The organism is Hydrogenimonas thermophila, from assembly GCF_900115615.1.
GTDB classification, from domain to species: Bacteria; Campylobacterota; Campylobacteria; order Campylobacterales; family Hydrogenimonadaceae; genus Hydrogenimonas; species Hydrogenimonas thermophila.
Genome location: NZ_FOXB01000003.1, coordinates 55045 through 68690, shown reverse-complemented (window position 1 = coordinate 68690; position 13646 = coordinate 55045). Strand labels below are relative to the sequence as shown.

The 13646-nt window shown below is 36.2% G+C and carries 15 protein-coding genes; 8 read left to right on the top strand and 7 right to left on the bottom strand.

Going from position 1 to position 13646, the window contains the following annotated elements:
- Positions 1 to 19 precede the first annotated feature (19 nt).
- Positions 20 to 862: a peptidylprolyl isomerase gene (locus BM227_RS01695; RefSeq protein ID WP_092910483.1), complete on the bottom strand. Its 843-nt coding sequence runs from the start codon at positions 860 to 862 to the stop codon at positions 20 to 22.
- Between the two features lie 100 nt (positions 863 to 962).
- On the opposite strand from BM227_RS01695, the gene gltX reads away from it, so the two are divergent.
- From gltX to BM227_RS13115, 5 genes are all read left to right on the top strand, one after another.
- Positions 963 to 2360 (top strand): glutamate--tRNA ligase, encoded by a 1398-nt coding sequence (gltX, locus tag BM227_RS01690; RefSeq protein WP_092910648.1) that lies wholly within the window; start codon positions 963 to 965, stop codon positions 2358 to 2360.
- Positions 2353 to 3633 carry a malic enzyme-like NAD(P)-binding protein gene (locus tag BM227_RS01685; RefSeq protein WP_092910479.1) on the top strand — a complete coding sequence of 427 codons (1281 nt, stop codon included), beginning with the start codon at positions 2353 to 2355 and terminating at the stop codon, positions 3631 to 3633. The genes gltX and BM227_RS01685 overlap by 8 nt, the downstream gene beginning before the upstream one ends.
- A gap of 192 nt (positions 3634 to 3825) precedes the next feature.
- On the top strand, positions 3826 to 4080 hold the full coding sequence (locus BM227_RS01680; protein WP_092910477.1) for a hypothetical protein: 255 nt from the start codon (positions 3826 to 3828) through the stop codon (positions 4078 to 4080).
- Complete coding sequence (locus BM227_RS13120) at positions 4077 to 4205, top strand: type II toxin-antitoxin system PemK/MazF family toxin (RefSeq protein ID WP_143089675.1); 129 nt, start codon at positions 4077 to 4079, stop codon at positions 4203 to 4205. The genes BM227_RS01680 and BM227_RS13120 overlap by 4 nt, the downstream gene beginning before the upstream one ends.
- A gap of 20 nt (positions 4206 to 4225) precedes the next feature.
- Positions 4226 to 4432, top strand: coding sequence for a hypothetical protein (locus BM227_RS13115; RefSeq protein ID WP_143089674.1), 207 nt, complete (start codon positions 4226 to 4228; stop codon positions 4430 to 4432).
- A 303-nt stretch (positions 4433 to 4735) separates the two neighbouring features.
- On the opposite strand, the gene BM227_RS01670 is transcribed toward BM227_RS13115, so the two are convergent.
- From BM227_RS01670 to rsmA, 6 genes are all read right to left on the bottom strand, one after another.
- Positions 4736 to 5932 (bottom strand): replication-associated recombination protein A, encoded by a 1197-nt coding sequence (locus BM227_RS01670; protein ID WP_092910475.1) that lies wholly within the window; start codon positions 5930 to 5932, stop codon positions 4736 to 4738.
- Positions 5933 to 5947: 15 nt separating this feature from the next.
- A complete protein-coding gene (locus BM227_RS01665; RefSeq protein ID WP_092910472.1) occupies positions 5948 to 6343 on the bottom strand; it encodes a secondary thiamine-phosphate synthase enzyme YjbQ in 396 nt (131 codons plus the stop codon).
- Entirely contained in the window at positions 6336 to 7187 is an 852-nt protein-coding gene (locus BM227_RS01660) for a pseudouridine synthase (RefSeq protein WP_092910469.1), read from the bottom strand. The genes BM227_RS01665 and BM227_RS01660 overlap by 8 nt, the downstream gene beginning before the upstream one ends.
- Positions 7184 to 8149: a KpsF/GutQ family sugar-phosphate isomerase gene (locus BM227_RS01655; protein ID WP_092910466.1), complete on the bottom strand. Its 966-nt coding sequence runs from the start codon at positions 8147 to 8149 to the stop codon at positions 7184 to 7186. Before BM227_RS01655 ends, BM227_RS01660 begins: the two co-directional genes overlap by 4 nt.
- 88 nt (positions 8150 to 8237) lie before the next feature.
- A complete protein-coding gene (locus tag BM227_RS01650) occupies positions 8238 to 10295 on the bottom strand; it encodes a ribonuclease J (protein WP_092910463.1) in 2058 nt (685 codons plus the stop codon).
- The gene (gene rsmA, locus BM227_RS01645) at positions 10270 to 11100 is read right to left on the bottom strand and encodes a 16S rRNA (adenine(1518)-N(6)/adenine(1519)-N(6))-dimethyltransferase RsmA (protein WP_092910462.1); all 831 of its coding nucleotides are present in this window, start codon (positions 11098 to 11100) and stop codon (positions 10270 to 10272) included. Before rsmA ends, BM227_RS01650 begins: the two co-directional genes overlap by 26 nt.
- A gap of 104 nt (positions 11101 to 11204) precedes the next feature.
- On the opposite strand from rsmA, the gene hisF reads away from it, so the two are divergent.
- From hisF to rlmN, 3 genes are read left to right on the top strand one after another with little or no spacing between them, the layout of a single operon-like run.
- The gene (gene hisF / locus BM227_RS01640) at positions 11205 to 11966 is read left to right on the top strand and encodes an imidazole glycerol phosphate synthase subunit HisF (protein WP_092910459.1); all 762 of its coding nucleotides are present in this window, start codon (positions 11205 to 11207) and stop codon (positions 11964 to 11966) included.
- The gene (locus BM227_RS01635; RefSeq protein WP_092910457.1) at positions 11963 to 12550 is read left to right on the top strand and encodes a 5'-methylthioadenosine/S-adenosylhomocysteine nucleosidase family protein; all 588 of its coding nucleotides are present in this window, start codon (positions 11963 to 11965) and stop codon (positions 12548 to 12550) included. Before hisF ends, BM227_RS01635 begins: the two co-directional genes overlap by 4 nt.
- The gene (gene rlmN / locus BM227_RS01630; protein WP_092910454.1) at positions 12531 to 13604 is read left to right on the top strand and encodes a dual-specificity RNA methyltransferase RlmN; all 1074 of its coding nucleotides are present in this window, start codon (positions 12531 to 12533) and stop codon (positions 13602 to 13604) included. The genes BM227_RS01635 and rlmN overlap by 20 nt, the downstream gene beginning before the upstream one ends.
- The last annotated feature ends 42 nt before the right edge of the window (positions 13605 to 13646 follow it).

The following is a 13646-nucleotide window of genomic DNA, read 5'->3' as shown; positions in this document are numbered from 1 at the left end:
TATTTCCTGCTATCTTTTCTTAAGGCATTCTAAGTACTTTTATATTTGCAGCAGCACGCATCTTCTCAAAGTGGCTCTCTATAGCCTCTTTTCGTTTCTCTTCCATCCACTTTGCATAAACACGTTCTTTAACCTTCTCAAAAGGAATAGGCTTTTTGTTTACAAAGTCTTGAATAAAAAAAGTAACAAACTGACCACCTGCTGGAATGATTTGTGTAAATTCTCCTTTTGGAGTCTTTGTCAGCATAAATAGAAGTTGTTGATTTAGTTTTTCAGATGGAATCGTTTGTGCTTGCTGTGTAACTCCAGGAACAGACGCCATAGGGTTTTGCATAACCTGCTGTAAAGCTTGTCTGCTTGGTGCTGAATATTGTATAACATTTATTGCTTCAGGTATGGAAAACTCATCTTTATGGAGCTGATAATACTCTTTAAGAGTCTCTTCACTAGGTTGTTGTATTTTTGTACTTAAAATCTTTTGATAGAGACGTTGTTGCTGAAGTTTCTCTTTAATGCTTTGTTTGTATTTATCCCAGTCTACGCCTTTGTTTACAAGGATTGTTCTAAGCTTCAGAGAGTCTATTCCATTTTGCTGTGCAATACGCTCAATTTCCTGATTTACATCAAAATCATCAATCACAATTGCTAGGCGTTTAAGCTCTTTATCTTTAAGACGCTCTTTAATTAAGTACTCTACAGCTTTCTCTTTTGGCAATCCTGTCTCTTGTCCTGTTTTATAAACTTCATAAAGTGTAATTGGTTCACCATCAACTACAATACTAACAGCATCAACAAGCCCCCCAAAAGAGGTTGTAAATCCAAAAAGAAGCGAAATCGAAAAGAGTTTCAAAGTTTTTTTCATAATGATATGAACCTTTCTTGAATATATGAAAGATATTGTATCAGCTTTTTATCTAAAAAAAACTATAATGGAAATAATTTTTTTAGATGGAGAGATTAATATGGTTGTAACACGTTTTGCTCCGTCACCGACGGGATTTTTACATATTGGTGGACTAAGAACTGCACTATATAACTACTTGTGGGCACGCAGAAATGGTGGAAAGTTCAAACTTAGAATAGAAGATACAGACCAAAGCAGAAACTCTGCTGAAGCTACAAAAGCCATATTGGAGGCATTTGACTGGGTTGGAATGAATTATGACGGAGATGCTGTTTATCAGTCTGATCGTTTTGAGCTGTATAAACAGTATATTCAACAATTGTTGGATGAGGATAAAGCTTACTACTGCTACATGACAAAAGAGGAGCTTGATGCTTTGAGAGAGGAGCAGATGGCACGTAAAGAGCGCCCAAGATACGATGGTCGTTACAGAGATTTCAAAGGAACACCGCCTGCTGGAGTTGATCCTGTTGTTAGAATCAAAGCACCTTTAGATGGAGAGATTGTCTTTGAAGATGGTATAAAAGGAACCATTACCATAAAAGCAGATGAAGTAGATGACTTTATTATTGCCAGAAGTGATGGTACTCCAACATACAACTTTGTTGTTGCAATAGATGATGCGCTTATGGGCATGACAGATGTCATAAGAGGAGATGATCATCTCTACAATACTCCTAAACAAATAATTGTATATGAAGCTCTTGGCTTTAAGTTGCCGCGTTTTTATCATGTACCGATGATACTAGGTGAGGGCGGTAAGAAGCTTTCCAAACGTGACGGAGCGGCAGATGTTATGGATTATAAGCGTATGGGGTATCTGCCTGAAGCACTTTTAAACTTCCTCGTCAGACTTGGATGGAGCCACGGAGATCAAGAGATTTTCAGTATGGAAGAGATGCTTGAACATTTTGATCCATGTGACATAAATGCTTCTGCTTCACAATATAACCCTGACAAACTTCTTTGGCTGAACTCTCACTATATTAAAAATAGTTCAAACGACAGACTGGCAAAGTTACTGGAGGATTTTGGATTATACCTTTTAAGTCATGACAAACGAGAGATTTTGCTCGATATATTTAAAGAGAGATGCAAAACTTTAAAAGAGATGGCAGAGCAGATTAAAGAGGTGCTTGAAGCTCCTGAAAGCTACGATAGTAAAGCAATCAAAAAGGCTATGAAAGGTGATGCTGTTCAGATTCTTGATAGCTTTGTAAAAAAGCTTGAAAATGCAGAGACTCTTCATCTACCAACTGATTACCATAAAGTTTTAGAAAATTTTGTAAAAGAGCAAGAGATTGGATTTGGAAAAATTGGTATGCCTCTTAGAGTAGCTCTAATTGGTCGCCTTGGAGGTCCTGATTTGAGTGATATTATGAGTATCATAGGCAGATATGAAACAGCAGGAAGAATAAAAAATTTATTAAATTATATGAAGGAAACCAGTGCCTAATAACATAACTAAAGAAGAGGTACTAAACTACCATAAGGGCGGTAAAATAGGTATTGCCATAACAAAACCGTGCGATACTGCACGGGATCTCTCTATGGCATATACACCAGGTGTGGCAGATCCTTGTTTAGAGATAGAGAAGGATTCCTCCTTAGCCTACTCTTATACAAACAAAGCAAATCTTGTTGCTGTTATAACAAATGGTACAGCTGTTTTAGGTTTGGGCGATATAGGGGCAGCTGCCAGCAAACCTGTTATGGAAGGAAAGTCTGTACTCTTTAAAAAGTTTGCAAATGTAGATGCTTTTGATATTGAGATAGATGAAAAAGACCCCAAAAAACTGATAGAGATATGCAAAGCGCTTGAACCTACTTTTGGCGGTATTAACCTTGAAGATATCAAAGCTCCTGAGTGCTTTGAGATAGAAGAGAAGTTAAAACAGATAACAAATATCCCTGTTATGCATGATGATCAACACGGTACTGCCATCATTACAACAGCCGGTCTAATGAATGCATTGGAGTTGACTGGCAAAGATATCTCTAAAATGAAAATAGTTGTTATTGGTGCTGGAGCTGCTGGAATAGCTTGTGCAAAAATGTACAGGCTGCTTGGCGCAAAACATATTGTAATGCTTGATTCTAAGGGAGTTATTCATACCGGACGAAATGATTTAAACCCTTATAAAGCACAATTTGCACTACAAACAGATGACAGGACTCTTGAAGACGCAATGAATGGAGCTGATATGCTTCTTGGGCTCTCTCGTGCTGGAATTGTTACCAAAGATATGGTTGCTTCAATGGCTCCAGACCCTATTATATTTGCATTAGCCAACCCGGTTCCTGAGATTTTGCCTGAAGAGGTTGCAAAAGTAAGAGATGATGTAATGATGGGAACTGGTCGCAGTGATTATCCTAACCAAGTAAACAATGTTTTAGGGTTTCCTTTTATCTTTCGTGGAGCATTAGATGTAAGAGCAACAGCCATAACAGAGAAAATGAAGATGGCAGCTGCAAAAGCATTGGCAGACTTAACAAAAGAGCCTGTACCGCAATATGTTAAAGATGCATATAATGGCGAAGAACTAGTTTTTGGACCTGATTATCTAATACCAAAACCATTTGACAAACGTGTTTTACTATGGGAATCAGCAGCTGTAGCAAAAGCAGCAGTAGAAGATGGAGTAGCACAAATAGATAACTTTGATTACTGTAAATATAGAGCAAAGCTAGCAGCTGAAATTGGTCTAGTTTTAGCAGGACCTTGCTAATCTTATTTATGTACGTTTTTTTGAGTAATCTTTTTTGATCTACTCATCTAAACGTTTCTCAAAAGATTTCCCCTTAGTGCTATATTTTGTAAACATTACTATTAATCAACATTGTACATTCTTTTTTTATATTTTCTAAAATAGTGAATAAAAATAGTATGATATAAAAGTATTTAAACAAAGGAGATAGTTATGATAGTAATAAATTCAAGTGACTTTATAAAAAAGCCATCATACATAACTAAACCAAAAGATATCATCTTCATTGAAGATTCAAAAAAGCATATTACAAAAAGTGTAGTATTGCCTTATGAATTCTATGAGATTGTAAAAGAAAAAATAGAAGATGAGCTATATCTTTATCAAAATAAAAAAGCATTATCCAAAAGTTCTCAAGATGAGTTCTTAGAAATTGAAGAGAGTTTTTGTGAGGATATTGTTAAGTGAAACGAGGTGAAATTTATCTGGTAAATTTCGGAAAAAAGTACAATAGTGAGTTTGGAAAAATTAGACCGGCAGTCATCATTCAAAATGATGTTGCAAATAGACAAATAGAAATATTGATAAGGTAGAGTTTAAAGGTGTTACACTATTGCCACTTACTACAAATATAGCAGGTGGGACCATAAGAGTTTTAATAAAAAAAAGAGAGCATTTAGAAAAAGATAGTGAAATATGTGTAAATGAGTTATGTACACTTGATATAAGCAGAATAGATTTCTCTAAAATACTTACTGTTTTAACCTCTGATGAAATGAAAGAATTGGAGATGAAGATAAAAGTTCATCTAGGGTTATAATGTTTTAAATTCTAATTTTCTAAAAAAGAAATATTTATTGTTACGGAATGGAATATTTACCAACTAAGCAAACTTTCCTTAAACGGCTAAATGCTACGATGTAACAGGCTTAAGAAAACTCTACAAAAACCCCTTAAAATGCTAAAAATTGCACTAAACTTTAAATAATCTGGTCAAAATATCATTGAAAACTCATATTTTCAAAACTTTTTAATATTCCATTTTAGAACAAATTATTGTTTATCAGAATATAAAATATAGTAAGACTACTTTGTAGGTTATAACTATGATTCATCAGTTCTATTAGGAGCGTTCTCTTCTAGTAATCTTTTCGATCCACTCATCCAGCCGTTTTTCAAAAGCCATACCTTTGGATTTGTAGAAATTCAAAGGTTTTGTCAGGTATTCCTGTTTTACCCATCCGCCAAAATCGTGCGGATATAGATACCCTTTATGCAAAGGGCTTTGCAGGTGTTCAGGCACTGGTAACAACTCCCCTTGTTCAACACATTTTATAGCTTTATTAATAGCTGTATAAGCAGCATTGGATTTAGGAGAGGATGTAAGATAAACAAGGCATTGAGATAAAATAATACGGGCTTCAGGGTAACCAATGCGACTTACAGCTGTCATTGTATCAACAGCTATACCTAAGGCATTTGGATTGGCATTTCCAATATCTTCACTGGCAAATATCACCATACGGCGTGCAATAAACTCAGGCGGCTCACCTCCGACTATGAGTCTTGCCATATAATATAGTGCTGCATCTATGTCGCTTCCGCGCATACTTTTAATCATAGCGCTAATTAGGTTGTAGTGGGTATCGCTACTGTTGGAGCTATCATGAAAAGAGACAGGACGCAGTTGTTTAAGAGTTTCGACTTCAATAGTTGAATTTATAGAGCTTGCGGCATCAAGCAAATTTAACATTGCACGCATATCTCCACCGCTTGAATCAAGAAGATACTGCTTTGCATCCTCACTTAATGTTAACGCTTCATTTGAAGTTACTTTCTCTAGCATTATTTTTAAATGATCTGTTGTAAAAGGTTTAAACTCAAAAAGCAGAGATCGTGAACGCATAGCTGCAGTTAGTGAGAAGTAGGGGTTCTCAGTCGATGCTCCAATAATAAGTGCATCATAACGCTCCATAAAAGGTAAAAGAACCTCTTGCTGCGTTTTAGTCAACCTGTGTACTTCATCTATAAAAATAAGTGGCTTTTGAAGTGCTTGACTATATTGCTTGAAGATAGATCTCAGTTCATCAATTTTAAGTGTTGTAGCATTTAACTCATAAAAGGGTCTATCAAGCTTATTGGCAATTATACGGGCTAGGGTAGTTTTTCCTACACCTGGTGGCCCATAAAAAAAGCTATGTTGCAAAGACTCTTGTTCCATAAGAGCACGCAGTGGAGCAGACTTTCCAAGCAGATGCTCTTGACCAATAAAATCATCTAACGATTTTGGTCGATAGAGTAGGGCAAAGTTTCGATTCAAACAGCAATTCCCATTTTAGCCGTTGACAACCTGTACAATTACTTTGCGTTCTCGTGGACCATCAAATTCACATAGAAAGATTCCCTGCCATTCACCAAGCTGAAGTTTTGCATTCTCCATTGGAACAACAATTCTAGCACCACAAAGAGCTGATTTAATGTGAGCTGCAGCATTTTCTCCCTGATGGTGATACTTGATATCAGCCGGTGCGACACGTCCTAATGCAGCAAGAAAATCTCGTCTAAGCTGTGGATCAATATTTTCAAAAAGAATAATGCTAGCTGTAGTATGTGGCACAAATACCGTAACTATACCGCTTTTTATTCCTTTTTTAATTACCGCTTCGTGAACCATTTCGGTAATATCTATCATCTCTGATGTGTGTTTAGTCTGTACAGTAAGTTCAATCATTTAGTTCATCTCCTCGAATTTGCTTCCCATCTTTTTTAGCAAAGTACTCTTTCTCCTGCTGTGCTTTAATAAATGCATGCAAGTCATCATACTCTTTTTGGCTCAAAAAGCGGGTTTTTCCTTTTGGCAGATTGTTAAGACTTATACCGCCAAAACTGACACGATGCAAATCTAGCACTTCACGATCGAAATATCCAAAGAAACGGCGTAGTTCTCTGTTTTTTCCTTCACCTATTGCTACACGAATTTTTGAGTAATTAGACTCATTTTTTATAATTTGATAAGCAAAGAAAGGTGCAAACTCCATCTCTTCAATCTTACTCTTTTCGTGTGCCCCTTTTTTGCTGCGGACTTTCATTCCCTCCTGCATCGCCTTTTCCATAGCTTGAGTAATGGATCCTCTTATTTTAAGATTATACACACGTTCAAGATTGCTGTTCATTAAAATATCTGCAACACGTGGTGAGTCTGTTAAAAGCAAAAGACCTTCACTTGCAAAGTCTAGTCTACCAATAGGTACAAAGTGTGCAAATTTTTTAGGCAATGTATCATATATTGTCTTGCGACCTTTAGGATCTTTTTTTGTTACAAGCTCACCTTTAGGTTTGTGATATACAATCACAGTCATCTCATGCATAGATTTAGGCTTGATATATCTACCATTTAATTTAACTTTATCATCCGGTTTTACTTTATATGAAAAATCAGTAACAACCTTCCCATTAACTTCAACACGTCCAGCTTCAATCAATTTATCAGCTTCACGACGTGAATACTTGGTATTGTGAGAGAGAAATTTATTTAATCTCACCTCATTTTTGGTATTAGAGCTATATTGGCTCATCGTTTAATTCCTGCTTCTACCAGATCGTGCAGGTGTAATACACCTTTTACATGTCCCAATTCATCAACAATTGGGAGCATCTGGATTTTATAATTTTCTATCATTTCCAATGCCTCAGATGCAAGCATCCTCTCATTTTGGCATGTTTTTGGTGAAAGATTAGAGTATTTGATTGCTTCGGTGTCAATTGAAAAGTCTGTTTGCATTAATGCACGTCTAACATCACCATCACTAAGTACCCCTATTAGAGTATCATTTTCATCCACAATTAGTACATTCCCAAGCCGTCCTTCACTCATTACAACCACTGCCTCTTTAAGAGGTGTATCTGGTTTGATTTTTGGAAGATTCTCTTTTCTCATTAAATCTTCTATTTTGACAAAAAGACGCTTTCCAAGCGATCCACCAGGATGAAAAGATGCAAAATCTTCAGCTTTAAAGTTTCGTTTTTTCATTAGTGCCACAGCCAATGCATCACCCAATGCAAGAGTCAATGTTGTAGAAGATGTAGGAGCAGCACCTAATGGACATGCCTCTTTTTCTACTTGAATAGATAAAAAGACATCACCATATTTAGCCAGGGTTGAATCATCTTTGCCAGCCATAGCAATCAATGGAATATCAAATCGTTTGATATGCGGTAAAATCTTGATCAACTCTTCACTTTCACCGCTATAACTGATTGCAAGTACCGAATCTTGTGGTCCTATCATACCCAAATCACCATGAAGTGCTTCAGTAGGATGAATAAAAAAACTTGGCGTTCCTGTACTGGCCAATGTTGCTGCAATCTTTGCACCAATGAGGCCAGACTTTCCTACTCCTGTAATAATGCATTTGCCTTTTGTGTTATACATAATTTCAACTGCTTTATCAAATGCATCATCAATAAGTTTTACTGCATCTAGTAGAGTTTTAGCCTCAGTTTCCAGTACCTCTTTGGCAATATCCTGCGGATTCATATCTTTCCTTGAAGAGATTGTACTCTCATTCTATATTTTAAATTCTATCATAAGTGAAGCAGGATGCAAACTGCATCCTAAAAAACTTTTATATGACATAAATTGTTGGGACAATTAGAGGATAGCGTTTCATTTTACGAAGAACATGTTTGCGGACAGCTTGTCGAATATCATTTTCTATTGTTCTAGTATCAAGATTTTCACTCTCTTCTTTATGAGTCATATATGTCTCTATAATTGCTTCTATCTCTTTGGCAAATTTTTTGTCATCTTTATCAGCTACAATTCCAAAACTGCTTACACGAGGGTGACCAACCAATTTATGCTCTCTTTGATCTATTTGGGCAACAATCATTATGATTCCCTCTGTTGCCAGTTTCTGACGATCAAGAACAATGTCATTCTCTATTTCACTATTTGCTTGATTGTCAATATATGTTTTTCCCGTTTTTACAGTTCTTACTTTTTTAAGATATTTTGGTGTTATCTCAATTTGATCACCATCACTCATTAAAAGAATATTACGCTCATCAACACCACACTCTACAGCAGTTTTAGCATGACGTGCAATATGATTATATTCACCGTGAACAGGTAAAAAGAATTTTGGTTGAGTAAGTCTTAACATAAGTTTTTGCTCTTCTTGAGCAGCATGTCCTGAAACATGAATTTCACTAAAGTCTTGGTAAGCAACAGTAGCGCCAGCTCTCATTAAATGATTCATAACACGAGAGACACTTGCCTCATTTCCAGGAATAGCTTTAGCAGAAATAATAACAGTATCGCTTGGCTTGATTTTAATGTGGCGATGCTCATCTGTAGCCATACGATAAAGAGCACTCATAGACTCACCCTGACTACCTGTTGTAACAATAAGCACTTCGTTATCATTGTATCGAACAACTTCATGCGCATCAATAAAAATATCTTCAGGTATATCTATATAGCCCAGTTGTCTGGCTGTTTCCAAGTTTCGCTCCATAGAACGTCCAATAACTGCAACCTTTCGGTTATATTTTATGCCGTGTTCTATGGCTTGATATACACGGTGAATGTTTGATGAGAAAGTTGACATAATGACCCGTCCCTTTGCTTTAGAGAAAAGGTGATCAAAAGTAGGTCCAACTGTCTTTTCACTTCGTGTAATGCCTGCTTTATGTGAATTGGTACTATCTGAAAGAAGACATAAAACTCCCTCTTCACCATATTGTGCCAATCTGTGCAAATCAGCAGGGTAGTTGTCAACTGGAGTGTGATCTATTTTAAAGTCGCCTGTATGAATTATAACTCCTGCAGGTGTTCTGATAGCCAAAGATGACGCATCAATAATAGAGTGTGTCATATGCAGCCACTCAACTTCAAAATCTCCTATTCTTATTGGTCTTCTCTTCTCAATGAAGCGAAAATATTTTTTATCATTTTTCAAACCATGCTCATCAAATTTGTTGGAAATCATTCCAAGAGGAAGAGGTGTACCATATATAGGAAACTTCAACTCTTTAAAAAGATAAGGAACAGCTCCAATATGGTCTTCATGTGCGTGGGTAATAACAATACCGTCTATTTTGTCTTTAATTGTATGAAGATAACTGAAATCAGGAACTAAAATATCAACCCCATGCATCTCTTCTGTCGGGAAGCTCATTCCCACATCAATAACAATAGCACTATTTTCTGTTTCAAGTACAGCCATGTTGCCGCCAATTTCACCCAAACCTCCAAGAGGAGTAAAACGGACACGTGCTTTATTATTAATATCAATTTTTGCTGCTGTGTTAAGACGCTCTTCGTGCATAGCTTTATTTGCAGCAATTGCCTGATTTATATCGGTGTAAATACCATCACTACTACGCTGTACATTTGAAGGAGTTCTGTAGTGAGATTCAGGGTTTCGCCCATTACTTCGTCTGCCGCGCTGATTACTGCGCCCTTTTTGATATGTGTTGCGTTGTGTATTTCGTGTGCGATTTACATTATTTGATGCATTATCATTACGTGCAGAGGTAGAGTTGTTTTTTTCACTGCTTTGTTGTTGGGTGTTACTATTTCTTGGTCTTCTTGGTCTTCTATTTTGTCTATTGTAATTATTTTGTGATTTGTCATCGCTATTATTTGTTTGATTATCCTGATTTTTCTTCTCTTCCATCAATATCACCTTTTAAAATTTTATATAGGTGGTGATAGAGGGATGTTTCCACTTCATGTGGACGAACAGAAGAACCCAAATCCAAAGAATCAAGAGCTGCTACTACATCTTTTTTGCAAAACGCACTCGAAAGATTTTTGGCAAGTGTCTTGCGAGGCTGAGCAAAAGCCGTCTTTAAAAAGATTTCAAATGCCGGATCGCTAAATGTCTTTTTCTTGACAATTCGAAGTACTGACGACACTACTTTCGGTGCAGGTACGAAAGCTTCAGGAGGTACATCAAAACATAATTGTACCTCACCCGTACTTTGTGCCAATACAGCAAGAGCTGAAAAAGATTTTTGCCCAGGTTGAGCACTAAACTTTTCAGCAACCTCTTTTTGCACCATGACCAGTAAACTTTGACAATTATGGTCTTTCAGCGCACGCAATATTATATTTGTCGCAATGTAATAGGGTAGGTTTGCAACCATATGGTAAGGCTGATCACCTAAACTCTCTTGATCCCAATGGATTAGAACATCTGTGCAACGAAGTGTAAGCCTACCATTTTCTATGGCTACTTTAAAACGCTTGCGCAAATGCTCACACAGGTCTTTGTCCACCTCATAAGCGGTGACATCCTTAATCTCAACCAGATATCTGGTTAAATCACCTAATCCAGGCCCAATCTCCACAATAGGTTTATCATCATTGGGCATCGATTCGATGATCTGATGTAAAACAGTTTCATCTTTTAAAAAATTTTGGCCAAATTTCTTTTTGGCAATTTTTTCACTGTCTATATGAGCATTTCGGTTTATCATACTGAAACTTTTCTTAAAAAGAGATTTATATTTATATACTAGGATGCGATATAATGCGATTGTTATTATACACAATTTAAATTCTTTCAAAAAAAGAGATGACCTTGGAAACATTTGCTAAACGTATAATCCCTTGTTTGGATGTTAAAGATGGGCGTGTAGTTAAAGGTGTCAATTTTGTTGGACTAAAAGATGCCGGAGATCCGGTAGAAGTTGCAAAAAGATATAATGAAGAGGGTGCAGATGAAGTAACCTTCCTTGACATTACTGCCAGCCATGAAAATCGTGACACTATTGTACATATTGTCAAAGAGGTTGCAAAAGAGGTTTTTATTCCTTTGACAGTTGGTGGTGGTATTCGTAAACTGGATGACATTTATGCACTTTTAAATGTGGGATGTGACAAAGTAAGTATCAACTCTGCAGCTATTAAACGACCTGACTTTATTGATGAAGGAGCTAAACGTTTTGGTTCGCAATGTATTGTAGTTGCTATAGATGCCAAACGTGTTGGACCTGAAAAGTGGAATGTTTTTATTAATGGTGGACGCATTGACACAGGTATTGATGTTTTAGAGTGGGCAAAAGAGGTTGTTGATCGTGGAGCAGGGGAGATACTGTTAACATCTATGGATGCTGACGGAACAAAAGCAGGATATGACAATATTTTAAATAGTGCTGTAAGTAAATCTGTAAATGTTCCTGTAATTGCCAGTGGAGGAGCTGGGACAATGGAGCATATAAAAGATGCTTTTGAAGCTGGAGCTGATGCTGCACTTGCAGCTTCTATTTTTCATTTCCGTGAAATTGACATTATGGATCTAAAAAATTACTTACATAAAAACAATATTCCGGTGAGACTATGATTATCTGCGCAGGTAACAATGAAACATTTCCTTTTGCAACTCCAATTGGCATGGGGCTTTGTGAAAGTGCAGTAAACCTGACCAGGTTGGTTCTAATGAATCCACCTGAGTTTCTACTTTTTGTAGGAAGTGCAGGAAGTTATGGAAAATTTAATATTTTTGACATTGTAGAATCAAAAGCAGCCAGTCAAATAGAACTCTCTTTTTTACTAAAAAAGAGTTATACTCCATTAGAAAACAATGTAATTGTTTCAGATGAAAATGTTTCACGTGAAACTCCACTTGCAAAAATTGCAAATGAAGGCAGACCTATTATTGTCAACTCAAGCAATTACATTTCTACAGATTTTCATTTGTCACAAAATTTTAACCGCTTGGGAATAGGGCTAGAAAATATGGAGTTTTACTCTGTAATGCAGGTTGCACAAAACTTCAATATTCCTTGCGGGGGAATATTTGTCATTACAAATATGTGCAATGAAAATGCTCATAATGACTTCCTAGCCAATCATAATGAAGCAATGACAAAACTAATTGAATATCTTAAAAAAAGGATACCAAACCTTGAAACCTTCCATTCTTGATTACACACAAACTGAACTTGAAAAGATATTTCCTCCAAAGTTTCGAGTGAAACAGATTTACAATTGGGTATATCAACACCATATTGACTCTTTTTTACAGATGCAAAATATTCCAAAAAAACTTCGTGAAGAGTTAGAAAATAATTTCCTAATTTCACCTATGAAAATTGTCCAAAAACAGAAAAGCAGTGATGGGAGTATTAAATATCTTTTCGAACTTCAAGATGGACATACTGTTGAATCTGTACTTTTAAAAATGAAAGATGCAGAGTATGATGAAAAGGGTGAACTGATTCATCATGCAAAATATACAGTTTGTGTATCTAGTCAAGTAGGATGTAAAGTAGGGTGCTCTTTTTGTCTTACTGCAAAAGGAGGATTTATTCGAAACTTGACTGCAGGTGAAATAGTAGGACAGGTGCTTGAAATAAAAAAAGATAATGACATTGCAAGTAACAGAAGAGTCAATATTGTTTATATGGGAATGGGTGAACCACTTGATAATCTAGAAAATCTTGCAAAAGCTATTCAGATATTTGGTAATGAAAATGGTCTTAGTATTTCACCTAAACGTCAAACAGTATCAACAAGTGGTATAAGTACAAAGATAAAAAAACTGGGAGAAATGGAACTTGGTGTACAATTGGCAATAAGTTTACATGCTGTTGATGATGAGTTAAGAGAAGAGCTTATTCCAATGAATAAAGCTTACAATATTGCATCAATCATAGAAGCTGTCAAAGCATTTCCTGTAAATACAAGAAAAAGAGTAATGTTTGAATACTTGGTAATCAAAGATGTCAATGATGACATTAAAAGCGCAAAAAAGCTAATAAAGCTTCTAGAGGGCATAAAAGCAAAAGTAAACTTAATATATTTCAACCCTTACCCAGGATCTGATTTTAAACGTCCAGAGCCTGAAAGAATGAGGCAATTTCAAGAGTATCTTCTAAGCAAAGGACTTCTTTGTACAGTACGTGAATCAAAAGGTCTTGACATCAGCGCAGCTTGTGGACAGCTGCGCGAGCAAGAATTATCAAAGGAAGTCTCATGAGTTATTTAGATTACGGAATGGTACTTTTTCTAGTACTAGTTG